Origin of the sequence: Flexistipes sp., assembly GCF_036172515.1 — a bacterium.
GTDB lineage: Bacteria > Chrysiogenota > Deferribacteres > Deferribacterales > Flexistipitaceae > Flexistipes.
In genome coordinates this window covers 1-24,341 of the sequence record NZ_JAXKVW010000005.1, presented here as the reverse complement: position 1 = coordinate 24,341, position 24,341 = coordinate 1, and the positions used below count along the sequence as shown (strand labels likewise).

The 24,341-nt window shown below is 39.7% G+C and carries 26 protein-coding genes and 1 other RNA gene; 5 read left to right on the top strand and 22 right to left on the bottom strand.

Translation table 11 applies throughout. The annotated features are described in order from the left end of the window. Position 1: 1 nt before the first annotated feature. From atpA to UMU13_RS05055, 4 genes are read right to left on the bottom strand one after another with little or no spacing between them, the layout of a single operon-like run. The gene (gene atpA, locus UMU13_RS05070; RefSeq protein WP_328217566.1) at positions 2–1,510 is read right to left on the bottom strand and encodes a F0F1 ATP synthase subunit alpha; all 1,509 of its coding nucleotides are present in this window, start codon (positions 1,508–1,510) and stop codon (positions 2–4) included. A 27-nt stretch (positions 1,511–1,537) separates the two neighbouring features. Beyond that, positions 1,538–2,077 carry an ATP synthase F1 subunit delta gene (gene atpH / locus UMU13_RS05065; protein ID WP_328217565.1) on the bottom strand — a complete coding sequence of 180 codons (540 nt, stop codon included), beginning with the start codon at positions 2,075–2,077 and terminating at the stop codon, positions 1,538–1,540. Beyond that, entirely contained in the window at positions 2,074–2,634 is a 561-nt protein-coding gene (atpF, locus tag UMU13_RS05060; protein WP_328217564.1) for a F0F1 ATP synthase subunit B, read from the bottom strand. The genes atpH and atpF overlap by 4 nt, the downstream gene beginning before the upstream one ends. 13 nt (positions 2,635–2,647) lie before the next feature. After that, positions 2,648–3,073 carry an ATP synthase F0 subunit B gene (locus tag UMU13_RS05055; protein ID WP_328217563.1) on the bottom strand — a complete coding sequence of 142 codons (426 nt, stop codon included), beginning with the start codon at positions 3,071–3,073 and terminating at the stop codon, positions 2,648–2,650. A 793-nt stretch (positions 3,074–3,866) separates the two neighbouring features. Here UMU13_RS05055 and UMU13_RS05050 point away from each other — a divergent pair. The 3 genes from UMU13_RS05050 to UMU13_RS05040 all read left to right on the top strand — a co-directional run bounded on the left by UMU13_RS05050 (position 3,867) and on the right by UMU13_RS05040 (position 5,518). Beyond that, positions 3,867–4,463 (top strand): TetR/AcrR family transcriptional regulator, encoded by a 597-nt coding sequence (locus UMU13_RS05050; protein WP_328217561.1) that lies wholly within the window; start codon positions 3,867–3,869, stop codon positions 4,461–4,463. A 128-nt stretch (positions 4,464–4,591) separates the two neighbouring features. Then, on the top strand, positions 4,592–5,065 hold the full coding sequence (locus tag UMU13_RS05045) for a cytochrome P460 family protein (RefSeq protein ID WP_328217560.1): 474 nt from the start codon (positions 4,592–4,594) through the stop codon (positions 5,063–5,065). Positions 5,066–5,119: 54 nt separating this feature from the next. Further along, the gene (locus UMU13_RS05040) at positions 5,120–5,518 is read left to right on the top strand and encodes a tautomerase family protein (protein ID WP_328217558.1); all 399 of its coding nucleotides are present in this window, start codon (positions 5,120–5,122) and stop codon (positions 5,516–5,518) included. Here UMU13_RS05040 and UMU13_RS05035 read toward each other — a convergent pair. The 3 genes from UMU13_RS05035 to mltB all read right to left on the bottom strand — a co-directional run bounded on the left by UMU13_RS05035 (position 5,515) and on the right by mltB (position 8,139). After that, positions 5,515–6,789, bottom strand: a complete 1,275-nt coding sequence (locus UMU13_RS05035; protein WP_328217556.1) for an EAL domain-containing protein — start codon at positions 6,787–6,789, stop codon at positions 5,515–5,517. The two genes, UMU13_RS05040 and UMU13_RS05035, sit on opposite strands and share 4 nt — an antisense overlap. A 224-nt stretch (positions 6,790–7,013) precedes the next feature. Continuing rightward, a complete protein-coding gene (gene dmpI, locus UMU13_RS05030) occupies positions 7,014–7,202 on the bottom strand; it encodes a 4-oxalocrotonate tautomerase DmpI (RefSeq protein WP_328217554.1) in 189 nt (62 codons plus the stop codon). A 25-nt stretch (positions 7,203–7,227) separates the two neighbouring features. After that, the gene (mltB, locus tag UMU13_RS05025) at positions 7,228–8,139 is read right to left on the bottom strand and encodes a lytic murein transglycosylase B (protein WP_328217552.1); all 912 of its coding nucleotides are present in this window, start codon (positions 8,137–8,139) and stop codon (positions 7,228–7,230) included. Positions 8,140–8,291: 152 nt separating this feature from the next. Here mltB and UMU13_RS05020 point away from each other — a divergent pair, with 152 nt between their 5' ends. Next, entirely contained in the window at positions 8,292–8,810 is a 519-nt protein-coding gene (locus UMU13_RS05020; RefSeq protein WP_328217551.1) for a V4R domain-containing protein, read from the top strand. Between the two features lie 2 nt (positions 8,811–8,812). Then, positions 8,813–9,703: a GGDEF domain-containing protein gene (locus UMU13_RS05015; RefSeq protein WP_328217549.1), complete on the top strand. Its 891-nt coding sequence runs from the start codon at positions 8,813–8,815 to the stop codon at positions 9,701–9,703. Between the two features lie 163 nt (positions 9,704–9,866). On the opposite strand, the gene nadA is transcribed toward UMU13_RS05015, so the two are convergent. The 15 genes from nadA to UMU13_RS04940 form a co-directional block, all read right to left on the bottom strand. Further along, complete coding sequence (nadA, locus tag UMU13_RS05010) at positions 9,867–10,775, bottom strand: quinolinate synthase NadA (protein WP_328217548.1); 909 nt, start codon at positions 10,773–10,775, stop codon at positions 9,867–9,869. 1 nt (position 10,776) lies between these two features. Further along, entirely contained in the window at positions 10,777–11,574 is a 798-nt protein-coding gene (locus tag UMU13_RS05005; RefSeq protein ID WP_328217547.1) for a TIGR00282 family metallophosphoesterase, read from the bottom strand. Beyond that, positions 11,564–13,123: a ribonuclease Y gene (gene rny, locus UMU13_RS05000; RefSeq protein ID WP_328217545.1), complete on the bottom strand. Its 1,560-nt coding sequence runs from the start codon at positions 13,121–13,123 to the stop codon at positions 11,564–11,566. The genes UMU13_RS05005 and rny overlap by 11 nt, the downstream gene beginning before the upstream one ends. Beyond that, positions 13,123–13,674 (bottom strand): 5-formyltetrahydrofolate cyclo-ligase, encoded by a 552-nt coding sequence (locus UMU13_RS04995; RefSeq protein WP_328217543.1) that lies wholly within the window; start codon positions 13,672–13,674, stop codon positions 13,123–13,125. The genes rny and UMU13_RS04995 overlap by 1 nt, the downstream gene beginning before the upstream one ends. Further along, entirely contained in the window at positions 13,664–14,890 is a 1,227-nt protein-coding gene (locus UMU13_RS04990; RefSeq protein ID WP_328217541.1) for a replication-associated recombination protein A, read from the bottom strand. The genes UMU13_RS04995 and UMU13_RS04990 overlap by 11 nt, the downstream gene beginning before the upstream one ends. Positions 14,891–14,900: 10 nt before the next feature. Then, a non-coding RNA gene (ssrS, locus tag UMU13_RS04985) (6S RNA) lies at positions 14,901–15,085 on the bottom strand. Between the two features lie 4 nt (positions 15,086–15,089). Continuing rightward, positions 15,090–15,374, bottom strand: coding sequence for a cell division protein ZapA (locus tag UMU13_RS04980; RefSeq protein ID WP_328217539.1), 285 nt, complete (start codon positions 15,372–15,374; stop codon positions 15,090–15,092). 3 nt (positions 15,375–15,377) lie between these two features. Then, on the bottom strand, positions 15,378–15,572 hold the full coding sequence (zapB, locus tag UMU13_RS04975; RefSeq protein WP_273266481.1) for a cell division protein ZapB: 195 nt from the start codon (positions 15,570–15,572) through the stop codon (positions 15,378–15,380). A 762-nt stretch (positions 15,573–16,334) separates the two neighbouring features. Beyond that, positions 16,335–18,716: a phenylalanine--tRNA ligase subunit beta gene (gene pheT, locus UMU13_RS04970; protein WP_328217537.1), complete on the bottom strand. Its 2,382-nt coding sequence runs from the start codon at positions 18,714–18,716 to the stop codon at positions 16,335–16,337. A 9-nt stretch (positions 18,717–18,725) separates the two neighbouring features. Then, positions 18,726–19,739, bottom strand: coding sequence for a phenylalanine--tRNA ligase subunit alpha (gene pheS / locus UMU13_RS04965; RefSeq protein ID WP_328217535.1), 1,014 nt, complete (start codon positions 19,737–19,739; stop codon positions 18,726–18,728). A 105-nt stretch (positions 19,740–19,844) separates the two neighbouring features. Continuing rightward, positions 19,845–20,192, bottom strand: coding sequence for a 50S ribosomal protein L20 (gene rplT, locus UMU13_RS04960; RefSeq protein ID WP_013886837.1), 348 nt, complete (start codon positions 20,190–20,192; stop codon positions 19,845–19,847). Between the two features lie 16 nt (positions 20,193–20,208). Next, a complete protein-coding gene (gene rpmI / locus UMU13_RS04955; RefSeq protein WP_013886838.1) occupies positions 20,209–20,406 on the bottom strand; it encodes a 50S ribosomal protein L35 in 198 nt (65 codons plus the stop codon). A gap of 13 nt (positions 20,407–20,419) precedes the next feature. After that, entirely contained in the window at positions 20,420–20,950 is a 531-nt protein-coding gene (infC, locus tag UMU13_RS04950) for a translation initiation factor IF-3 (protein ID WP_013886839.1), read from the bottom strand. Positions 20,951–20,953: 3 nt separating this feature from the next. Next, positions 20,954–22,876: a threonine--tRNA ligase gene (thrS, locus tag UMU13_RS04945; protein WP_328217531.1), complete on the bottom strand. Its 1,923-nt coding sequence runs from the start codon at positions 22,874–22,876 to the stop codon at positions 20,954–20,956. Between the two features lie 393 nt (positions 22,877–23,269). Beyond that, positions 23,270–24,223: an aldo/keto reductase gene (locus UMU13_RS04940; protein ID WP_328217529.1), complete on the bottom strand. Its 954-nt coding sequence runs from the start codon at positions 24,221–24,223 to the stop codon at positions 23,270–23,272. Positions 24,224–24,341: the final 118 nt, after the last annotated feature.

Below are 24,341 nucleotides of genomic sequence, written 5' to 3'. Positions count from 1 at the left end.
TTTAGGAAGAAAACTGTTTTTTGAATTCTTCAACAAGTTTCTTTAATTTCTCTGTTAACTCATCCGAGAGCTTCTTCTCTTTCTTTATGCCTTCGAGTACATCAGGATAGTTTGATTTGGCAAAAGATATAAGCTCTTTTTCAAAACGGGTTATATCTTCAACAGCTATATCATCAAGATAACCGTTAACACCGGTGAAAATGGACAGAACCTGATCCTCTACAACTATAGGCTGATACTGTCCCTGCTTAAGCAGCTCAACAAGCCTCTCGCCTCTGCTTAACTGAGCCTGGGTTGCAGCGTCAAGATCACTGCCGAACTGTGCAAATGCAGCAAGTTCTCTGTACTGGGCGAGATCCAGTCTGAGTCTTCCTGCAACCTGTTTCATGGCTTTAATCTGAGCTGAACCACCAACCCTTGAAACCGAAAGACCAACGTTAACAGCAGGTCTGATACCAGAGTTAAAAAGGTCAGTTTCAAGATATATCTGACCATCCGTAATCGAAATAACGTTTGTGGGTATATATGCTGAAACGTCGCCAGCCTGTGTTTCAATTATAGGAAGTGCCGTTAGCGAACCCGCGCCGTATTCATCGCTGAATTTAGCAGCTCTCTCCAAAAGTCTTGAGTGAAGATAAAACACATCGCCGGGGAAAGCTTCACGTCCGGGCGGCCTTCTTAAAAGCAGAGAAAGCTGTCTGTAAGCAGTGGCTTGTTTGGAAAGGTCGTCATAGATAAGCAGAGCGTGCTTGCCTCTGTCTCTGAAATACTCTCCCATTGTACACCCGGCAAAAGGTGCAATAAACTGCAGCGGAGCCGGCTCACTTGCAGTAGCTGAAACAACAATAGTGTAATCCATGGCTCCATGCTTTTCCAGCGTATCCACAACCCTTGCAACTGTCGAACGTTTCTGACCGATTGCCACATAAACACAGATCACATCTTCGTCTTTCTGGTTTAAAATCGTATCAATAACAACAGCGGTTTTACCCGTTTGTCTGTCACCGATAATGAGCTCCCGCTGTCCTCTTCCGATCGGTATCATCGAGTCAATAGCTTTTATACCTGTCTGCAACGGTTCTTCCACAGGCTGTCTTTTAACAATACCGGGAGCAATTTTCTCAATATCGTCATATTCATCTGTTTCAATTTTCCCTTTGCCGTCCAGTGGCTGGCCAAGCGGGTTAACAACTCTCCCCACAAGGGCTTCACCAACAGGCACGGAAGCGATTCTTCCCGTTCTTTTTACGACATCGCCTTCTTTAATATGCTCGTAATCGCCCATAATAACGATACCAACATTATCTTCCTCAAGGTTGAAAACGATTCCGTAAACACCTCCGGGAAACTCAACCAGTTCTCCGGCCATTGCATTATCAAGACCGTAAACTTTTGCTATACCGTCACCGGCACTCAAAATTGTGCCGACTTCTTCCACCTGAACTTTTTGTTCAAAGTTTTCAATCTGATCTTTAATGATCTTACTTATTTCTTCTGCCCTGATCTGCATATAACCTAACTCCTTATATGTTATTATCTAACCTGTCATTTCTTCTTTCAGTTTTTCAAGCTGCCCTTTAACACTGGCATCGTATTGGGTACTTTTAATTTTAGCCAGGAAACCACCAAGCAGCGACGGATCTTTTTCCACCTGCACGGAAACCTTTTTCCCTGTTATCTCATTGAGTTTACTAACCAATTCATCTTTAACCTTTTCATCCATATCAATTACTGACCTGACATCGGCTACAGCCTCGCCCCTGCTTTCTCTGTAAATATCTGAAAAACTTTCAACTATATTTTCCAGTTCTTCAAGACGGTTTTTTTCCACCAGCAGCTTCGTAAAAGATAGTAAAAGATCAGAGATAACACCTTTATCCTTCAGTTCTGAAAAAACGGCACTTTTACTTTCTTTAGGGATCAGAGGATTTTTTACCAGTTCTCTGAATTCAGCATTGGAATAATAAAAATCAATCAGATTTTGAAGCTCATCCAGGACTTTGCTGACACTATTCTCTCCCGAAGCTATCTCAAACAAAGCACCGGCGTATCGTTTCGATATAACAGTACCTATCAATTTGTCACTCCTATTTTAGCAATATAATTTTTAACCAGTCTTTTTTGCATATCATCTGTAAGACGTTTTTCAATCTTTTGCTCGGCCAGTTCAAAAGCAAGTTTTGCCGCTTCTTCTCTAAGCTCAGCCTTAGCTCTGTCAAGATCAGACTGTATCATATCTTCTGTCGACTTTTTTAATTTTGCGATGTTATTCTCTGCATCTTCCAAAATGTTCTTTCTTTCGGAATCTGCCTGCTTTTTGGCACGCTCTTTCATTGTCTGCAGCTCTTTTTCCATCTGCTGAAGTTTGAGTTTATAATTCGTAAGTTCAATTTCGGCATTTTCTTTTGCTTTTTCGGCATTTTCGATCGATTCTTCTATCTGCTTTGTTCTGTTATCCAAAAAGTTAATAAACGGATTTTTTAAAAGTTTGTAAAGAATCGCCACAAAAACAACGAACACAATAATTCTCCATACGAGCCCCATAAAATCAGGGCCGTGACTGCCGCCTCCTTCTGCTGCCATCAGCATTGAAGGTAAAAGCAATATATTAAATAAAAGAACTAATCTATTCATTTCAGACCCCTCCTTACGCCACTTTACCAATAATTTTGTCTACTATTTCCTCAGCCATATTTTCTGCATCAGACCTCAATGATGCCTTTGCTTCCTCTTTCTGTTTGTCAAGCTCCTTCCTTGCATTCTCGAGCTTTTCATCCATTTCTGTTTTAACCTTGGCGTACATTTTTTCCGCTTCCAGAACAGCTTCGTCCTTAGCCTGCTTATGGTAATCGGCTGCTTCCTGCTTCACCTGCTCAAATTTTTCCTCGTACTCTTTTTTATGCTTTTCAACTTCTGATCTCAACTTAGCAGCCTCACTGTTAAGAGACTCTATTTTCTCATCACGTTTTTCCACTGTATTGAGAACAGGGTTAATTATCATTTTTTTGCCAATGAATAAAATAATAAGAAAGTTCACAATCTGAATCAATAAAGTACTATCAATACTAATCATTCATCGCACCTCATAAGCCGCATTATTGTATACTGTACACAGAACTCGTAAAAGTTAGCAAATATATATTTTTTTGTCAACTCATTTTATGTGTAAAAAAGTTTTCCGCACAGAGGATTATTAAGCTTTTGGAAAACCCAAGAAGCATCCTGGTAACACAATATTTTAAATTTACTAACATTAAAATTTGTTTATGTAAATAATATTTGTCTTAGCAACCTTCCAAAATTTTTGTACTTGTGCTATTTGACAATACTTTATCTAAATATCGGTATTTTCACGCATGAAGATATCCCAATATTAAGCACAGTTGTATATTTATTCGTTATGTCGTTTCATATGGTATGAGATTTCTCACTTCGTTCGAAAGAATGCCTGCGGCTAGCACCAGTCTTTTATACTGGTAAATATGTGTAACATCCTATTTAGCTATCGCTGATAGACAGTATGCATGTAATTGTCACCTCGAGCGAAGCCGAGAGGTCTCTTTGCAATATAACAGTAGAGATCTCTCCGCTCCACTCCGTTCCGGTCAAGGTGACAAAAAGTAGAAACCTGTCATCCCTCGCCCCGTTAAATGCCGTAAGCAATCAGCGAAGCTGATATTTAACAGGGTGAACAAAGACTTGCAACAGTTACAAATACGAAATTTGAAATATTAACTGTTTAGAGTCATGTACAAAACAGTAAAAAAAGAATTGAAAAATTAGACTAATTACAATATAGTAAAGAATATACCGTACGTTCGGTATTTAATCTTTTAAAAATATTTTTATGTCTTTCGGAGAAAAATGTGAGCACTAAAGGGAATAAAACAACAGATAAGATACTTGATTCAACTATAGAATTGATTTTTCAAAAAGGGATAGAAGCAACAAGTATTTCCAATATCATAACCAAAGTCGGCATGTCAAAAGGAAGTCTTTATTTTCATTTCCCGGACAAACACACTTTGATAACAGAAGCTTTGAGCAGGTATGAAAATTCATTTTTTGAATTTATTAGCGCTTCTTTGCAGGGCAGTTCTCCCGGAGAAAAATTGGAGAATTTCTTCGAATCGGTAAAAAAGATGCATAAGTCAAAAAATTATTCAGGCGGCTGTATTTTTGGTAATACAGCTTTGGAAATGGCTGATAAAAACGATTCTTTATCACAAATGGTTAAAAATGTTTTCGACAGATGGATTTCAATGTTGAGCAGTATAATTGATGATGCTCAGAAAACCGGTGAAATAAGAAGTGATTTAAATTCTCAGATACTGGCTGGTTTTATCGTTTCATCTGTAGAAGGCGGAATAATGCTTTCCCGTCTTGAAAAGAAGGGTGCGCCCCTTTCTCAAACACTCTCTGCGTTAAAAATAATGCTTTGCTTAAAACAAAAAGGGCAATAAGGAGGTAGAAATGGTGTATTACTTAATTATAAAAAGCGCCGTGAGTAAATGAGACCTGCAATTTAGTTTGTAATCAGCACCAATTGTAAGATAAAATATATTATGAAATATCAAACAAGGAGGAAACTATGAAAAAGACAGGATTAGTAATTGCACTCTTTATAGCAGCCGTTTTTGTAGTGTCATGCGCAAAAACCGATATGCCGAAAACGGAACCGGCAAATGTATGGAACTATTTGCAGGATCAGAATTATACCGATTGGCAGTTGTTTCCCGGAACAACAAAATTATACCCCGGTGAATCACCTCACGGCGCTTTCCTTACATCTTATATTAACAAGAAAACTGCAAAAAGTGTTAATAATGATGAATTTGCTTACGGCTCAATAATTGTAAAGGAAAACTACACCCCCTCAAAAAAGCTGGCAGCTGTAACAGTCATGTATAAAGTAAAAGGATTTAACCCTGACGGAGGAGACTGGTACTGGGCAAAATATTCTCCAAAAGGCGATGCACAGGCTGTTGGTAAAGTAAAAGGGTGTATACAGTGTCACTCGGCAGTAAAAGGCAGCGACTGGTCATATCTGAAATCAGAGATGTAGAACAGCTTTTAAAGGGCGGACATTTGTTCCGTCCTGATTTTTCGGAGGTTAATCATGCCGCATCTTCAATTTGAATTCAGTTTCAATGCTGACAGTGAAAGCAAAAGGAAATTTGCTTCAAAAATTATGGAACACTTCTCTGAAATAATGGACACAGGAACGGATCACATAGGCATCACAATAAGAGAATTTGAAGACAACGGTCTTTTTCTGGGCAGAGTAAAAAACTCAGAGGAACTCATAGCCTTCATAAATGCAGATATAAGAGAGGGCAGACTGTATGAACAAAGAAGAAAACTTGCTTTAGCCTTTATGAAAGAAATAAACAAATTCTTTAACGTACCTTTGTCCAATATGTATGTAATTTTCACCGAGCATAAGGGGGAAGACTTTCACCTTTACGAAAGAGCCCTGAAATCCTGGCGGGAAGGTGAAGATCCGCTAAAAGATTAGTCAGGCACTGGGTATAATTTCAGCGGTTTGCCGATTGCATACCCCTGGGCATAATCAACGCCCAGATCTTTCAGTTTATTATAAATATCCGAGTTAGTCACAAATTCTGCGATTGTCTCAGCATTGATGCTCTGCGCATAACTTACAATTGATTTTACCGTTTTATAAGATTTATTCGATTTGAGAAGGTTTTCTATAAGGCTGCCGTCAATTTTGATATAGTCAATATTTATCTCATGATGCCTGCTGAAATTGGAATAGCCCACACCAAAATCATCAATGGCAATTTTAAAGCCGTCTTCTTTAAGGTTAATAATTTTTGATTTCAGATTATAAATTTCCTCATTTTCCAGAATTTCCAACGTAACTCTTTCATGATCGATATTGTTGATTTCACATTGACTGAGTATAAATTTTTCAAACTCCTCATCAGCCAGATCCTGAGCAGTTATATTAATCGAAAAACCGCATTGAAGATTCCTGAAGATTTTACAGCTTTCGGATATAACAATTCTTCCTATTGAAGGTAAAAGACCGAGCTGTTCTGCTGAGGCCAGAAACATTGAAGGAGAAATAACATCATTTTTCCCAACCATTCTTATAAGGCATTCGTACTTAGGGATCTCTCCGGTTCCGATTTTCTGGATTGCCTGATAATAAGGTTTCAAAACCATCTTACTTTTACCCTGCAGTACACCTTTTAGAATATTCGACCACAGAATGTTTCTTTCATAAAATTTTTCCACGTCCTCATCAAACTGACAATATGAAATTTTCTTCATATTTCTACTTTTTGCTTCCCTTAATGCTATATCCATTCTGTTAAAAAGGTTGCTGCCAATGTTGTCGCCATAAAAATTGTCATTATGGGAAATGCCACATACAAAAGACGGTGTCACATTTAAGCTGTTAATCCGAATAGGATTTTCACTTATAAAGTTTTCAAGCTTTTTTACAATCATCTCTGCAAAATCGAGAAGGTTTTTCTTTAAAGATGTTTTATCCAGACATGCTGCAAGAGCAAAAACATCACTGTGCAGTCTGTAGACTTCTGTATTATTGAAAACCAAAGAATTAGCAAATTCGGACAATTTTCTTCCAAAGCTTACCAGAAAATTATCCCCCTCTTCATTTCCGTAGCAGCTGTTTATCTCCCCGAAATTTTTAATATCAATGCCCAATAAAACAATCTTTTTGCATTTTTGAACATTCAGCTCATTAATCAAACTGTTCCTGTTGGGAAGCCCTGTCAAATCATCCTTTAAAATCATAACCTTATCTTTTGTGTATTTTAAAGGATATTATATCAAACACAGCGCTGAAAATCAATGTACTTTTAATTTGGCAACTGTCCAAAATTTACACATTTAAAAATCAGTGAGGCGTGAAGAAAAGTATTTAAAGGTATTTGAGGTATTTAAAAGTAATTGGAGTAGTTGAGGTTCAAGCCGCGCGCAACACTTCCATCTCACTATCTCACCAGCTCACTCTCTCACTATTTTTTGTCAGTAAGCAGCTTCCCTCCGACACTGACATTGTCCTGCCTGTTTTCTTTCATTAAAATAATTATGCTCTCTTCAGGCAGGGAATACAATTCCGAAGCCGCCTCTGTGACTTTCTCCACGAAATCTCTTTTCTTGGATAAATCATCAGTTCTAGGCCCTTCTACAGTTATCACCGGCATATGAGACCTCCTTATCAGGATTAATTTATTCTAATGCAACAGCAAGTAAAAGTACAGACAGAGCATATTTGTTACTGGGGTTATATCTTTTCAAAACTTCAAAATTATGAAAAACTGCCCAGTAAATATCCTCTCCTTCGTCTTTCAGACGTATAAGTTTAGCTTTATGCCCTGATAACCCGAACGGAAAACTAACACCTTTCTCCTTTAACATGGAAATACTCATCCACTCACCGGTTAGTTTCCTGCGGCCGAAGGCAACCGATACAGCGGTAGGGTCGGAATAGTGCCAGCCGTGTTGTTTTAGAAAATTCGCCACACTGCCTATTGCATCAGACATGGAATTTACCAAATCAACCTCTCCGTCTTCATCGAAATCCACTGCATATTTTAAAATATTTGAAGGCATAAACTGAGGATATCCTATCGCACCGGCATATGATGATCGTATCTCTTTGGGATTAATATTATTTTTATAGGAATAAATCAGCAGATTTCCCAGTTCGTATGTGAAATATTCACTCCTCCTTTCATAATTCATAGCAATTGTATACAAAGAATCCAAAGCATTAAACTCCGGCGAATATTTCCCGAAAAATGTTTCCACTCCCAGGATGGCTGCAACAACTTCAGAGGGAACGTAGAATTCGTTTTCAGCTTTCTCCAGTTCCTCCCTGTATTTTCTGTAAAAGTCTTCACCCAGGGATATCCTTTGCTCATTGACAAAAATTTTTTTATAATCTCCCCATTCTTTAGTTTCAGCAGGTTTTGAAATCAAGTCTGTGACTTGGTCAACAATTTCTGCTTTTGATAAATTTTCTTTTACATAGCTCTTTGGAAGATCAAACTTTTCAGCTATCTTATCAGCGATTACCAAAGAATGGGAGAAAGATGAAAAACATAAATAAAAAAACAGAGTGAATATTAGTCTCAACATGGGATTAATATATTAACTCTATCCGGAATCTTCAATGGAAGAAAAAAAATAATTTAGAATTATACCAGATCAGGCAATATACCCTTTAATTTAGCGCTATATTTTGTTAATATTATTTATAAGATACTCAATAAATTAATTAAGAGGTTGCCATGAGTAATCAAGAGTACGATTTTCAATGGGAGCATTTGGGGGATATCCGGGACGGAAGGCCTAACCTGGGTGAAATGACAAGTGTGGCTACATACAGATTAATGCAGTACACGCTGAGGGACGTATTGACAAAGGAGTTGGGTTATGAAAAAGCTCTTGATATATTATCCAAAGCAGGGATGAAAGCCGGCGAAGAATTTTGCAGAAACATGCTTGATACAAGTCTGGAAATGAATGATTTTATTGAGCATTTAAAAGATGTGCTTATTGAATTGAAAATGGGCGTCTTGAGGGTTGAAAAAATGGACATGGATTCGTTAAAGATGGTGTTTACAATGTCGGAAGATCTGGACTGTTCAGGTCTGCCTATTATAGGTGTGGAATTCTGTGATTACGATGAAGGCTTTATTGCGGGAATTCTGAAGGTATATACAGGTCAAACGTTCAATGTTAAAGAAGTTGACTGCTGGGCTACAGGTGAACGGATATGCAGGTTCAAAATTGATTTGGCAGAATAATAATGAATATCGAGGACTTCCATAAAATAATTAAAAATGCGCTTAACAAGGGGCCGTCTGCCTACGATTTTATCAATAAGAAAAACATCAACTGCGGAGAGAAAAATCAGTTTTGCGAAGATCTGGCAGCACTGCTAAACCAGATAAAAGAGGCTTATGAGTGTACTAAAAAGCTTTCAGAAGGAGATCTGGATATAAACTGCAGCAAAACAAATTTCTTTGCAATGCCTGCAAAAAACCTTCAATCCAACCTGAACCATCTTACCTGGCAGGCGCAACAGATATCCGATGGTGATTATAATCATAAGGTCAGCTTTCTTGGAGATTTCTCCGAAGCATTTAACAAAATGACGGAATCGCTTAAGGAAAAGGACGCTCTGGAAAAAAGACTGATCGAGGTGCTGGAGGAAAAGGCAACAACTGATTCCCTCACCAAAATTGCTAACCGTTCAAAATTCAATGAAATCCTAACTCATGAAATGGAAAGAGCAGACAGGTACCAAAACGGACTTTCCCTAATTATGCTTGATATTGATCATTTTAAAAAAATCAATGATACATACGGACACATAAAGGGTGATGAAACGCTGAAAAGACTGGCCGAAATTGTGGAAAACAACATCAGAAAATCCGATTTTTTTGCAAGGTGGGGTGGTGAAGAATTTATACTTCTGGTTCCTCACACCAGCCTTGACAATGCTGCAATGCTCGCTGAAAAACTCAGGAAGTTGGTTAAAACATCCAAACAGCCGGTGGATTGTCAGGTAACCTGCAGCTTCGGCGTCACGCATTTCAAAAAAGGTGATACTGCAAACACTTTTACAGACAGGGCCGACAAGGCTCTGTATAAAGCAAAAGAAAACGGAAGGGACAGAGTCGAAATAACAAAATAAATTTTACCCGGTTTTTTACTAAGCACACTTACATATTTGTCTGCTATATCGTTTCTTATGGTAGAGATCTCTCGACTGCACTCCGTTTCGCTCGAGATGACAGCTTTTTGTCATCCCGCTGTGTTCCCGTCCGTAGACAGATAGGAGAATTTCCCTCTGTATGTTAATAATTTCTCGGAACCTGAAGCATTTTGTCTATTGAAGTATAAGCCCTGTTTCTAAGTGCAGGATCAAGTGTTATCTTATACTGCTCCTTGACCAATGCGTCGTAAACTTTTTTCAGATTTGTCTTCTTCATATTTTTACATTTAAAGGAATCATAGGCAAAATAAAATTCTTTATCCGGGTTTTCTTTTCGAAGCCTGTATCCCACACCCTCTTCCGTTCCGATTATAAACTTTTTATTGTCAGTCTCTTTGGCGTATTTGTACACACCTGATGTTGAGCAAATATGATCCGCCATATCCACAACTTCAGGAGGACACTCAGGATGAGCAACAAAAAGAGCATCAGGATGCATACTCTTTAATGCTTCCACTTCCTTCTTTGTAACCCTTTCGTGTATGGGACAGAAACCTTCATACAAAATCACTTCGGTATCCACAAATCTTGAAACATAATGTCCGAGATTTTTATCCGGGACAAAAATAACTTTATCTGTATCCAGAGATTTCACAACATTTACAGCGTTGGCAGAAGTACAGCATATATCACTCTCAGCTTTAACTTCAGCCGATGAGTTAACATAGCAGACAACCGGCACACCCGGATACTCCATCTTCAGCTGCCGCACCTTGTCACCCGTAATCATATCTGCCATCGGACATCCTGCTTCTATCTCCGGAAGCAGGACGGTTTTTTCAGGTGATAAAATATGAGCCGTCTCAGCCATAAAATGAACACCGCAGAAAACAATGGTATTCTGCTGAACCTTCGAAGCCTCAATACTTAAGCCCAGAGAGTCGCCTGTAAAATCGGCAATTTCCTGAATTTCATCAATTTGGTAGTTATGAGCAAGTAAAACTGCATCTTTTTCTTTAAGAAGTTTTTTTATTTCTGCTTTTAAATCCATATTACTCCCCGTAATATTTTTTTATCTTCTCAAAATGTACAACCCTTTTTGTTGTTTTATCTATAGACAAATTAACAGCATTAAAGATTAAAGTTCCTTTTTTTTCAACATCAAATTTTGCAGGCATCGAATAAAGAAAGCGTTTCATTGCCTTTTCATAAGTGGTACCAATTACTGAATCGGCACTGCCGCACATTCCCACATCACTTATATAGAAGGTTCCTTTCGGCAGCATCCTGTCATCATTGGTCTGAACATGCGTATGCGTACAGCAGACAGCGGCAGCCCTTGAGTCTGTGTAAAGTCCGAAGGCCATTTTCTCACTTGTGGCTTCTCCGTGGAAATCAACCAGATGAAGGGCATCCGGTTGTTTTTCATAAAGTCTGTCAAAAGATCTGAAAGGACAGTCGGAAACGGGCATAAAAACACGCCCCATAAAATTTGAAATACAAACACTTACACCATCTGCTTCAACAGTTTTAAAACCGACTCCGGGCACACCGTCAGGATAGTTGGCCGGTCTTATTACATTTTCGTACTTCTCTATCTCTTTTTCCGTATCTTTTTTATCCCAAATATGGTTACCGCTTGTCATAAAATCAATACCCAGTTTTCTCAGCTCTTTATAAACATTGAGCGTTATTCCAAAACCACTGGCTGAATTTTCAACATTGGCAATAACCAGGTCAAAAGAAGCTGTTTCACTGAGTTCCTTCAGAGCCAGGGAGGCGGATCTGCGCCCGCTCCTTCCCACTATGTCTCCGATAAACAGAACCTCTAGAGTTTTATTATTTCGCATACTCTACAGTTCTCGCCTCTCTTATAACCGTAACCTTAATCTGACCGGGATAGGTAAGTTCTTCCTCAATCTTTTTGGCTATATCCTTAGAAAGTGTAACCATTGTATCATCATTAACCCTGTCCGGCTCAACAATAATACGCAATTCCCGTCCTGCCTGAATGGCGTAAGCCTTACTGACCCCTTCAAAGCTTGAGGATATTTCCTCCAGTTTCTCAAGACGCTTTATGTATGATTCCAGCACTTCCCTTCTGGCACCAGGTCTGGAGGCTGAAAGTGCATCAGCAGCCTGTATAAGAACAGATTCCGTATACTTAAATTCCTCTTCTCCGTGGTGGGAAAGAATGGCATTGAGAATCCTGGGATCTTCCTTGTATTTCTTAACAATATCAACGCCCACTTCCGTATGTGAGCCTTCACTTTCCTGATCGACAGCCTTACCTATATCGTGCAGCAGTCCCATGCGTTTTGCCATCTTTTCATCCAGTCCCAGCTCTGCAGCCATGATACCCGCTATCTTGGCCACTTCAATAGAATGGCCTAAAACATTCTGGCCGTAGCTTGTTCTGTATTTGAGTCTTCCGATAAGTTTCAGAAGATCAGAATGTATATTATGTATCCCCAGATTAAATGCTGCCTCCTCACCAACTTCATAAATGTGTTTTTCAACTTCCTGTTTACTCTTTTCATAATGCTCTTCGATTCGTGAAGGGTGAATCCGGCCGTCGGAAATCAATCTTTCCAGAGTAAGTTTTGCAATTTCCCTGCGGAACGGGTCATAAGAGGAAAGTATTACTGCCTCCGGTGTATCGTCAACAATAATATCCACTCCCGTTACACTTTCAAAGGTTCTGATATTTCTACCCTCTCTGCCGATAATACGACCTTTCATTTCATCGGAAGGAAGATTGACCGAAGATACGGCGATTTCACTCACATATTCAGGTGCGCATCTCTGTATGGAAGTGGCGATAACACTTTGAGCTTTTTTATCGGCAGTTCGTTTTACTTCTTCTTCAATTTCTCTGATTTCACGTGCCGCATCCACTTTAGCCTCTTCTACCATTTCCTGTCTGAGCAGCTGTTTTGCCTCTTCCCGGGTCATACCCGATATTTTTTCTATTTCCTGGATCAGCTGCAATCTGATGCTGTCCGTTTCAGCTTTAATCTTATCTACTTCAGCAATCTTATCTTCATATTCCTTTTCCCTCTGGATAATCATCTCTTCTTTCTTCTCGGCCAGTTCGACCTTTTTATCCAGTGCTTCTTCTTTTGCCAGAATTCTTTTTTCCTGAGCCTGTAATTCTTTCTTTCCTTCTTTTATTTCATTTTCAGCTTCCTGTTTCCCTTTGAAAATGATTTCTTTGGATTCCAGTTTTGCTTCTTTAATAATTTCATCAGCTTCACGTCTGGCCTTATTAAGTATTTCCTCGGATGTTTTACCGACTTTGGCATTGTCAGATTCAATTTTCTTCTTCACGATAACTGCGCCGGCTACAAAACCTGCAATAAGGGCTACAACGCCAATCAAGATGTATAACCAAACCATTATTTCCTCCTGTATATATTTTTTTCTGTAATCACCACATCAAGTGGCACATCATGTTCTTCCGTTTCAATTCTTTCCACTACCTGAAAATCATATGCAAAACCAACCTTTAAATCAAACAAATAATTTTTTAAAAGCTTATCATAATATCCTTTGCCGAATCCGATTCGGTTGCAGTTTGTATCAAATACAAGAGCCGGTACTATTGCAACATCAATCTGTTCAGGTTCATCTGTTAAAGAGACAGGCTCTTTGATACCCAGACTGCATGTTTCCAAAAATTCACTTCCTTCAAATCTTCCGATAAAGATTTCCTCAAAACACATTTTGGGAAGATAAATCTTTTTACCCCTTTTATGCAGATAGTTAAAAAGCCATTCCGTTTCAATCTCATTTCCGAAATTGCAATAAAAAAGAAAACTTTCCCTTTCACCGTAAAGCTCAATAAACTTTTCACACACCTGCCTGCTGGCCTTACTGATAAAGTCACCATCAAGCTCATTTCTCATTCTTTTTATACGTGCCCTCAGAGTTGCCTTATCAGCTGTCATATTTTTTAATCCCCTTCCAGAGTCTTTTGAGCCTTTGGGCTATCTTACCTTCAAAGCCGGAGTCGGACGGGTTATAAAAAACTTTTTCACTTTTCATATACTCCTGAGCCACAAATTCACCATAATCAAATGGATATTTGTACCCTGCAGGATTATGACGGATATTTTCAGGCGGATACGGGTTGGAAGCCTTTAAATATTCTTCGGCCTTTTTCCCGGCTGTGTAAGACCGGTTGCTTTTCGGACAGGAAGCCAGATAAGTAACCACATGCGAGAGAATAATATCTCCTTCCGGCATACCCACTTTCAAAAAAGCTTCATAAGCGGAATTTGTAAAAGCAAGTGCATCGGGCAAGGCATTGCCGATATCTTCGGAAGCTGAAATAAGGAGCCTTCTGAAAACGCTTTCCGCATCAACTCCGCTTTTCAGAAGTTTTTTTGACCAAACGAGTGCCGCATCCGGATCACTGCCGCGTATACTTTTTATCATTGCCGAAAGCAGATCGTAGTGCTCGTCCTCAGAATAACCCATTTTCATTATCAAATCTTCCACTTCCGAAACATCCAAAAACATTTCACCGTCTTTGACAGGTGACGTCATTGCAGCAATATCAAGCATATTGAGAAATCTTCTTGCGTCACCGTTCGATGCTTCACAAAGTCTTTCAAACACTTCATTGTCAACTGTTATTCCCTCAACGTCATACATTTTTTCTATTTCAGCACAAGCCTGCTTAAAAATGGATTTCAATGCATCTCTGCCTAAAGGCTCAAATGTAAAAAGAAGGCTTCTGGATCTCAGTGCAGGTGTTATTTTAAAATACGGGTTTTCAGTGGAGGCACCTATGAGCTTCGCATGCTTCTCATCAATCAAGTCCAAAAGAAGATCCTGTTGGACTTTTGAAAATCTGTGAATCTCATCAATAAAAATCAGAACCGGTTTGCCATAGGATTTTGTGGAATCCACAATATTTTTCAATTCAGATGAGCCTGAAGAAGCCGCATGTAAACGGTAAAAAGGCAGCGACAAAACCTCACCTGCTATTTTGGCAAGACATGTTTTGCCTGTGCCGGGAGGCCCTACAAAAATAAGGGAATCGAAACTTCCTTCCGAAATAATTTTGCGCAGAGGAGCATTATCCGACAGCAGATGACGCTGTCCCTTTATTTCGTCAAAATGTTCTGGATATATCCTGTCAATCAGTCTAAATTTCATAAATATAAAAAAAGCCCCCGCATGTGCCGTGCGTGCAGTCCATTTGCAGCCCTGGCTAACCAGGTGGGGAAAATCACGGCTGCGTTAGGCTTCCCGCTCAAAGGCGGGCTTGCACACGGCAACCAGTATCAATTCCCCTTTTTTAGAGGTGTTGGCTCCAAATTTTCTACACTTTCACGGGCACCGCAGGGGCTACCCTCTATCCGATATTTACTTCCAGTTCGTCAAGTTTCCGCTCTAATCTTTCAATAGCTTTTTTACTTTCGCTTATTTCCTCTTTCAGCATAAAATATTCAGCAGCTATATTAAAAGCAGCCATTACTGCAATCTTAGAAGTAGTTAAAACATGAAGGTTTTTCTCTATCTCTTTCATCCGCAACTCAACAAACGAAGCTATATCTTTTATATACTCTTCGTCACCTTCAGTTTTAATTTTATACTTATCTCCGTAAATATAAACCTCGGAAACATTCAATTGCCACACCTCTTAAGGTAACCTGCCCAGCAGATTTTCAATTTTTTCGGCTATTGCTTCTCTCTCATTTTTGTACTTTTCATTCTCCTCTTTTAAGCTTTCTAATCGCTTTTCAAGTTCTTCGTTTTTGCCTTTCAACTGCTGGTAGTCTTCCAGCAGAGCTTCAATTTTTTCAGATAAACTGTTTATATTTTCTAACATTTCCATACTTATTAAATACAACATTTACCCAAAAGTGTCAATGAATCTATTTCTGACGTCACCCCATTTTTCGTAGTGCAAATATTTTTCAATGTAATTTGCACAAATGAAGCAGCCGATGTCGAATGTGTTCCACATATTTACCAGCCTTTTGGCTGGTGTTAGAGAAACGTACTGCCGGTTAGCGGTCACACCCTGTGTTGGAAGGTAAAGTGGATAAATATTTGCAAATAAAAACAATTATGAGAGGAGGGGGATGTGTTCCACATATCTACCAGCCTTACGGCTGGTGCTAGTAGACGGTTAGCGGCAGTAGTTTCGAGTTTCGGCTGCGAAATGCGTGCAAATTACATTGAAATCAGTTTCATATTAGCTAAGTATATGTAAAACAATATTTTTATATAATTTTTGGGGTGATACCAGATCTATTTTTATTGGAAAAGTGAGATAGTTAGGTGGTGAGGTGGAGAAGTAGAGGCAAAGGTTAAGGTTGAGATGTTTTAGAAAGTTAAGACCCTTGAATAAGTACCCCATCCAACCTTCTCCAACTTAGGGGAGGGGTTTTATCTCCAATCTACCAAAAAGTTATGAGTGAACATATACTGCCCGCCTCTGGGCGAAAGGTGGTAAAGTTTATAAAAATAAATTACTCAAAAATTTTAAGTTGTGTGGTCAGTTGGTACCTCAAAATACATCAAGTACCTCAAATACCTTTAACTACCTTTTTTTCACGCATCACGCATCACGGTTTTAAGCATCACGGTTCCTTTATCTCAACTCAGCAGAGTACTTTTCGCTCAGTCCTTCGATAATTTCTTCAAGAATCTTGTTTGTTTCCTCATCCGTGAGCGTCCTGTCAAGTGCGGAATAGAATATTCTGAACGTCACACTGAGTTTATTCTCACCGATCTTATCCCCCTGATAAATATCGTATACCACAGCATCATAGACCAGAGGACCAAAATTTTTGATGTATTCAAGTAAGTCACCGGCATTTACAGTGTTATCCACCACAACCGATAAATCTTTATAAACAAACGGATAAACTGAAAATTTTTCATAATGAAAATCACCTTTCACTTTTTCATTAATCAGTTTTTCCAGATATATTTCACATAGATAAAGATCTTCCTGAATATCTTCCTCTTCGGCAATATTAGGATGAAGCTGCCCTATAAAACCGTAACCTTTCCCGCCAACTTTTATTTCAGCAGATTTGCCGGGATGTAGAAAATCATACTTCTCATTTTTTTCATATTCAGCGTTAATTTTAAAGGATTTAAAAAGATTATCCAGCACCCCTTTCATATAATAGAACGTATCCACCCGGCTGCCTGTATTCCACGACAAAGGGAAAAAAGAGGCTGTGGCGCAAAAAGCCAGCCCGGAAAGCTGCTCAGGAATAGATTCATTTCTGTCGATAAATGTCTTCGCAATTTCAAATAATCGTATATTCTTAAATCCCTGATTGATATTCTGTTTTGCTGCAGCAACTACACCGGGAAAAACATATGTCCTTAACGTATCCATATCTTCTGAAATAGGATTTAAAAGCTTTACAAAATTATCCTTTTTATCAAATCTGCTCAAATAACGCTCACTCATAAACGAGTAATTTATTACTTCATTGAAACCAAGTGTTTTAAGGCTGCTTTTTATATTTTTTGCATTTTTGAGAAAAGGTTCCGGAGGCGCACTGTCGGCTGACAATCTGGGTACCGTAGCCTCAATATTGTTATAACCGTAAATTCTTGCCACCTCTTCCGCCAAATCCTGCCACCTTTCGATATCAACCCTGTAGGGGGGAACTTCTACCGTTAATTCTCCCTGTTTGGTTTTAACACCAAAGCCAAGCTCTTCCAGTACTTTCGACATTTCTTTTTCGGAAATCTCTGTTCCAAGCAATTTGTTTATTTTATCAACTTCAGCATTTACGGACAACGGAACATATTCTTTATAATCATTTGAAAGAACGCCGTCAGCCACACTGCCGTCAGCATTTTCCTTAAGCAGCGAAGCAGCATAATCCACCATTGAAAGTGTATTAACCCTGTCTATTCCCCGCTCGTATCTGTAAGAGGAATCCGTTTGAAGGCCGAGTTTCCTTGCAGTCATTCTGATATTTTCAGGCTTAAAATAAGCACACTCCAGAAAAACATCTTTCGTATCATCATGAATCCCGGAATACTCCCCGCCCATTACACCGGCGATTCCTATGGGCTTTGATTCATCTGCAATCACCAGCATACTTTCATCAAGCAAGCGTTCTTTGCCGTCAAGCGTCATTATCTTTTCACCCGGCTTAGCCGTTCTGACTATAATCCCACCTTCGATTTCTCTCAGATCAAAAGTATGTAAAGGCTGACCGTACTCAAACATGATGTAATTTGTAATATCGACAATATTGTTAATCGGCCTTACACCAACAGCACGCAACCTGTTCTGCATCCACAGTGGAGAGGGTTTTATTGTAACATCTTTTATAATTCTGCCCAGATAAACGGGGCACTTTTCTTCATCTGTAACCTTTACGTAACTGTAGTCAGATGCATTAAGGAATTTATCACTCTTAATTTGGTATGAAGTTTTTTTCATTTTCCTTGAGTAAAGCGCAGCAACTTCTCTTGCCACACCCCTTATGCTGAGGCAGTCGGCCCTGTTTGGAGTAATACTGATATCAAGTACATAATCACCCAAACCGAGCACCTCATTTATGTCTTCATTTACCGGCGTATCTTCAGGAAGGGGCATAATCCCGTCACTTTTTTCTTCAAGATTCAGCTCAGCTGCAGAACATATCATACCAAAAGACTCCACACCTCTAAGCTTCGCTTTTTTAATTTTAAATCCACCCGGTAAAACAGCCCCAACTTTGGCAAAAGGAACAATCTGCCCTTCAGCTACATTAGGCGCACCGCAGACCACATTATAAATATTTTCACCGTCAGAAACTTCACACACGGAAAGCTTGTCAGCATTCGGATGTTCTTCCACTTTCTTAACAGCAGCAGTCACCACATTTTCAGCCGCTTCCAATTTATCCACGCCTTCGATCTCCAGACCAGACATGGTTAACCTTTCTGCAAGTTCAAAGACTTCTATCCCGGAAATATCAACAAAATCATTCAGCCAGCTTAAGCTTACTTTCATTATCTACCTCTAAAACTGTTTTAAAAATTTCAGGTTATTATCAAAGAAAAGACGCAAATCATCTATGCCGTATCTAAGCATAGCAATCCTTTCGATTCCCATTCCGAAAGCATACCCGGAATATTTTTCAGAATCATAATCAACTGATTTGAAAACTTCCGGATCCACCATGCCGCAGCCCAGAATTTCAAGCCACCCCGTGTTTCCACAAACGCGGCATCCTTTCCCGCCGCATATAACGCAACCCATATCCACTTCCGCACTGGGTTCGGTAAACGGGAAAAAGCTCGGTCTGAACCTCACCGGCACATCATCACCGAACATCCTTTTTACAAACAATGTCAGCGTACCTTTTAAATCCCCAAAAGTCACATCCTCGTCCACCAGCAAACCTTCCACCTGGTGAAACATAGGCGTATGTGTAACATCACTGTCACACCGGTACACCTTTCCCGGTGCAATCACCTTAACAGGCGGTTTTACCCTTTCCATAGTCCTGACCTGTACAGGAGAGGTATGTGTTCTCAAAAGTAAATCATCGGAGATATAAAAGGTATCCTGCATATCCCTGGCAGGGTGTTCTTTGGGGATATTGAGAGCCTCAAAATTATAAAAATCACTTTCCGCTTCAGGCCCGGTTTCCACTTCAAATCCCATGCTTACAAATATATCGACAATTTCATCATAGATACGTGTTACCGGATGTATGGAGCCTGATGTAAAAGGAAAACCCGGCAGAGAAATATCGATGGACTCCGAATTCAGCTGGGCTTGTTTTTCTTTGAGTTTAACCTCTTTTTCCTTTGCTTCGTATCTGGCTTCAAAGTCCTGCCTTATTTCATTAATTTTTTTACCAAGCTCAGCCCTTTGCTCGGCAGGCACACTTTTCATCTGTTTGTTAAGGGAGGATATCAGCCCCTTTTTGCCCATATATTTTACTTTAACGGCATACAGGCGCTCAAGAGAGTCAGCCTGACTTATTTCTTCCACATATCCTTTTGCTGCAGAGAGATCAAACTCCATTACTCACCTCAAAAGACTTTCATCACAATGCTTATAAAAAAACAAAAAACGGAATCATTTTTAACGGTAAAAATAAAGGGGTGCTGCATGCACCCCCTGATAATTTTAAGCGGAAACTTGTTTTACAAGTTGCTCAAATTCCTCCGGATTGTTGACAGCCAGCTCTGAAAGAGCTTTTCTGTCGATTTCAATATTATTCTTTTTCAATAATGAGATGAGCTTACTGTAGCTCAAACCGTGCTGTCTTGCAGCAGCATTGATTCTTACAATCCATAATCTTCTGAAATCCCTCTTTTTTTGTTTACGTCCTCTGTAAGCATGGGCAAGGGATCTCTCTCCCACCTCACGGGCCTTTTTGTAAACACTGTGGTTAACGCCCCTGAAACCTTTTGCCAGTTTCAGCCATTTTTTTCTTCTCTGGCGAGTTTTAAATCCGCCTTTTGCTCTTGGCACAATTATCCTCCTTTAATTACGTATAAGGTAAAAGTTTTTTAATGTTCTTGGCATCTTGCCCTTCCAGGATGCCAGGGTGGCGTAAGTCGCGCTTTCTTTTAGCGGTCTTTGAGGTGAGGATGTGCCTCAATCCCTGCTTTTTGTGTTTCACTTTGCCGGAAGCCGTAATTTTAAAGCGCTTTGCGGCTCCTCTGTGACTTTTCAACTTAGGCATTACTACCTCCTAATTACTCGTTGGATGGTCCTATAACCATCGTCTGCAATCTACCCTGCATCTCTGGTTTTTTTTCAACAACACAGAGATCACCGAGCTCCTTAACAACCCGGTCAAGCAGCTCAAGCCCGTGGTCTTTATATATCATTTCCCGACCTCTGAATCTGACCACGACTTTAACTTTATTTCCTTCAGATAAAAATCTTCTTATATGCTTCATTTTTGTATTGTAATCATGCTCTTCGATTTTAGGCCTGAATTTGATTTCTTTAACTTCGATTTGGTTTTGTCGCTGCTTTTTGCGGGCTTCTTTTTCTTTTTTGGCTTTCTCAAATTTAAATTTGCCGTAGTCCATTACCTTACATACAGGCGGCTTGGCCTGCGGCGCAATTTCAACCAGGTCGTATCCGCTTTCATTCGCAATATTAAGAGCTTCCTCCAGAGAAACTATTCCTTTCTGTTCGCCATTTTCAAGAATCAGTCTTACTTCACTGCCGGTTATCTCTTCGTTTACCCTTTCCTTATCGGCCTTTTTCGCTGCTATAGATCACCTCCACAAATTTGTACTTTTATTTTTTTCAAGTTCATTTATTACACCAATATATTCACTAAAATCAAGGTTATTTTTATTTTCACCGTTTCTTAACCTAACAGATACGGTATTATTTTCAACTTCATCTTTACCGATTATTAACATATGAGGTATTTTTTCCAGCTGAGCTTCCCTGATCTTATATCCTATTTTCTCATTCCTGTAGTCCGTATCAACCCTGAAACCCTCTTTTTTCAGTTTTTTTGCAATACTTTTGCAGTAATCCAGCTGATCGTCGGATATATTCAGAATTTTCACCTGCGCGGGTGCTATCCAAAAAGGAAAAGCTCCGGCATAATGTTCCGTTAAAACGCCGAAAAATCTTTCAAGAGAACCCAGCAGAGCTCTGTGAACCATAAAAGGTCTTTTCTCCCGGCCGTCGGAATCCACATACGTCATATCAAAACGCTCCGGAAGATTAAAATCGAACTGAATCGTGGTCATCTGCCACTCCCTGCCAATGGCGTCCTTAACCTTCAGGTCTATTTTAGGCCCGTAAAAAGCGCCTCCGCCTTCATCCATTTCAAAATCGATTCCGGATTTTTCAATGGCTTTGGTCAGGGATGATGTAGCTTTCTCCCACATGGCATCATCGCCTACACTTTTTTCAGGCTTGGTGGCAATATATCCTTTTATAGATGAAAAGCCGAAAGCCTTCCAGATATTCAGTGAAAATTCAAGAACCTCACTGATTTCATCTTCAATCTGTTCGCTTGTGCAGATAATATGTGCATCATCCTGTGTAAATCCGCGCACCCTGAGCAGCCCGTGCAATACACCTGATCTTTCATAACGATAAACCGTGCCAAGCTCAGCCCACCTTAACGGAAGGTCTCTGTATGAGCGTGTCTTTGTTTTATAAATCATTATATGAAAAGGACAGTTCATAGGTTTGATAAAATAATCCTGACCTTCTATATCCATCGGAGAATACATATTGTCTGCATAAAAATCCAGGTGACCGGAAGTCTTCCATAGGTTGGATTTTCCTATATGAGGAGTATAGAGTATCTCATAATCATTCTTAATATGCTCATTTCGCCAAAAATCCTCTATCGTGAGTCTCATTTTGGAACCCTTGGGCAGCCAGCAGATAAGACCTGAGCCTATTTCATCGAATGAGGAGAACAATTCAAGCTCTTTGCCAAGCTTTCTGTGGTCGCGCTTTTTTGCTTCCTCCAGACGTTGAATGTATTCATCCAGCTCACTCTTTTTGAACCAAGCTGTTCCGTATATTCTCTGAAGCATTTTGTTGTTTTCGTCACCGCGCCAGTATGCCCCTGCAACCGACAACAGCTTAAAATGCTTTATTTTGGAAGTGTTATCCAGATGAGGACCTCTGCATAAATCTATAAAATCACCCTGCTCATAAAGGGAAACTACATCTTCATCCAGCTCAGAAATTATTTCAGACTTATAGTTTTCTCCCATTTCATCAAAAAGTTTTACCGCGTCATCTTTGGACATCTCTTTGCGTCTTATATCCATTTTTTCATCGGCAAGCTTTTTCATTTCCTTCTCTATCGAATCCAGATCCTCCGGGGTAAAAGGATTATCTATATCAAAGTCATAGTAAAACCCGTCTTCGACAACAGGACCGATAGTAACTTTTGCCTCCGGAAACAGACGTTTTACAGCATGTGCCATTAAGTGGGCAGTGGAATGTCTTAAGATTTCCAAAGCTTCCCGGTCGTTTTTTGTAAATATTTTCAGACTGTCTCCGTCGGAGAGTTTATAATATAGGTCTACCTGTCTGCCGTTCACTTCTCCGGCGATTGCATTTTTAGCCAAACCTCTGCCGATTTTTTCTGCCAAATCAAGGATAGAAGCACCCTCTTCAGCTTCAATACAGCTGCCGTCCGGCAGATATATATTCATTTATCACCTCGGTTGTTCTTATCAAAATATAAAATAGGTTTTATACAGTATTATTGCACACTTTGTCAACTCTCAGTTGGATTTTAGTAGGTGATTTATGTATTTAAGTGCTCAGAAAATCAAAATCTAACACATACCAAACATTCTATTTCACTCTCTCCTCTACCTCTCCATCTCACCACTTTTCCTGCTTTCTCAATATAAAATGACGCAAAAAAGGAGCCATTACAAGGAGCCGAAGGCGGCGTGGTAATCTCGGGTACGAGATTGCTTCGCTACGCTCGCAATGACCACAAACGTCATCGCGAGGGCGGCAGCCCGTGGCAATCTCGCATCCCGTATGGGAGATTGCTTTGTCTCCGCCCGGCGTCGAATCCCTGCAATGACTTCAGATTATTTTCTATGCGGCGGTGCCATGAATTCCGGGCCCACCGGATCTTTAATTTCCTCTGAAAGAATTTTATCTATCTCATTCATACCGCTTTCATCAATATGCCAGCCGTAAATATTTGCTATCTTTTCAACCTGATACGGTTTTCTTGCTCCCAGAAGAGCTGTTCCTATTTTTGTTTTGTCCAGCACCCATCTTATGGCAAGATCCATAACCGTTTTTCCGTAATTTTCCCGGGCAAATTTATCCAGTTTATCCACTGCGCTAAGATATTGCTTGAAGCGGTCACCTTTAAACTTTGGATCGATTTTTCTCAAATCATCCCCTTCAAAAATTTTGTTCTCAGTCATTTTTCCGGATAGCAGCCCTCTGCAGATTGCGCCGTAAGTAATTGGAACAATGTTGTTTTCCAAACAGTAGGGGAGTATGTCATCTTCAATCTGCCTTTCAAACATATTGTAAGGAGGCTGTGAAGTATGAATCGGTGCAGTTTTTCTGAATTCATCCATCTGTTCAGTAGAATAATTACTGACCCCGATTGCTCTTATCTTTCCCTTTTCCACAAGCTTGTTTAAAAACTCCGCCGTTTCATCAAAACTTACGAGTTTGTCCGGCCAGTGAATCTGATAAATATCGATATAATCCGTCTGCAGTCTTTTCAGGGAATCATCAATCTCTTTTTCAAGACGCTCTTTTGAAGAGTTGCGGAAAACACCGTCGTCATTCCATTCTAATCCTGCTTTGGTGGCCAGAACAATCTTATCGCGGTTACCATATTCTTTCAGAGCCTTTCCAACAATGCTTTCTGATTTGCCGAAGCCGTAAACAGGAGCTGTGTCAACCATATTTACTCCTGAATCAAGGGCTTTGTGAATGGTTTCAATGGACAGTTTTTCATCAGTACCACCCCACATCCAGCCTCCGATTGCCCATGTACCAAGGCCGACTCTTGACATCGTATATTAAGAAAGTAGGAAAAATTGTTTAACAGGCTATTAAAAAGTTGTATAAGGTTCCAGAGCACTGAAGGTGATAAAGGACATAATTGTCATTGGTTCAACGAAACCGTTCGAA

Bases quoted from the DNA above. Each gene is read 5' to 3' on its own strand.
- atpA (WP_328217566.1), bottom strand. From the start codon at position 1,510: ATGCAGATCAGGGCAGAAGAAATAAGTAAGATCATTAAAGATCAGATT.
- atpF (WP_328217564.1), bottom strand. From the start codon at position 2,634: ATGAATAGATTAGTTCTTTTATTTAATATATTGCTTTTACCTTCAATG.
- UMU13_RS05055 (WP_328217563.1), bottom strand. From the start codon at position 3,073: ATGATTAGTATTGATAGTACTTTATTGATTCAGATTGTGAACTTTCTT.
- UMU13_RS05045 (WP_328217560.1), top strand. From the start codon at position 4,592: ATGAAAAAGACAGGATTAGTAATTGCACTCTTTATAGCAGCCGTTTTT.
- UMU13_RS05040 (WP_328217558.1), top strand. From the start codon at position 5,120: ATGCCGCATCTTCAATTTGAATTCAGTTTCAATGCTGACAGTGAAAGC.
- UMU13_RS05035 (WP_328217556.1), bottom strand. From the start codon at position 6,789: ATGATTTTAAAGGATGATTTGACAGGGCTTCCCAACAGGAACAGTTTG.
- dmpI (WP_328217554.1), bottom strand. From the start codon at position 7,202: ATGCCGGTGATAACTGTAGAAGGGCCTAGAACTGATGATTTATCCAAG.
- mltB (WP_328217552.1), bottom strand. From the start codon at position 8,139: ATGTTGAGACTAATATTCACTCTGTTTTTTTATTTATGTTTTTCATCT.
- UMU13_RS05020 (WP_328217551.1), top strand. From the start codon at position 8,292: ATGAGTAATCAAGAGTACGATTTTCAATGGGAGCATTTGGGGGATATC.
- UMU13_RS05015 (WP_328217549.1), top strand. From the start codon at position 8,813: ATGAATATCGAGGACTTCCATAAAATAATTAAAAATGCGCTTAACAAG.
- nadA (WP_328217548.1), bottom strand. From the start codon at position 10,775: ATGGATTTAAAAGCAGAAATAAAAAAACTTCTTAAAGAAAAAGATGCA.
- UMU13_RS05005 (WP_328217547.1), bottom strand. From the start codon at position 11,574: ATGCGAAATAATAAAACTCTAGAGGTTCTGTTTATCGGAGACATAGTG.
- rny (WP_328217545.1), bottom strand. From the start codon at position 13,123: ATGGTTTGGTTATACATCTTGATTGGCGTTGTAGCCCTTATTGCAGGT.
- UMU13_RS04995 (WP_328217543.1), bottom strand. From the start codon at position 13,674: ATGACAGCTGATAAGGCAACTCTGAGGGCACGTATAAAAAGAATGAGA.
- UMU13_RS04990 (WP_328217541.1), bottom strand. From the start codon at position 14,890: ATGAAATTTAGACTGATTGACAGGATATATCCAGAACATTTTGACGAA.
- zapB (WP_273266481.1), bottom strand. From the start codon at position 15,572: ATGGAAATGTTAGAAAATATAAACAGTTTATCTGAAAAAATTGAAGCT.
- pheT (WP_328217537.1), bottom strand. From the start codon at position 18,716: ATGAAAGTAAGCTTAAGCTGGCTGAATGATTTTGTTGATATTTCCGGG.
- pheS (WP_328217535.1), bottom strand. From the start codon at position 19,739: ATGGAGTTTGATCTCTCTGCAGCAAAAGGATATGTGGAAGAAATAAGT.
- rpmI (WP_013886838.1), bottom strand. From the start codon at position 20,406: ATGCCTAAGTTGAAAAGTCACAGAGGAGCCGCAAAGCGCTTTAAAATT.
- thrS (WP_328217531.1), bottom strand. From the start codon at position 22,876: ATGAATATATATCTGCCGGACGGCAGCTGTATTGAAGCTGAAGAGGGT.
- UMU13_RS04940 (WP_328217529.1), bottom strand. From the start codon at position 24,223: ATGTCAAGAGTCGGCCTTGGTACATGGGCAATCGGAGGCTGGATGTGG.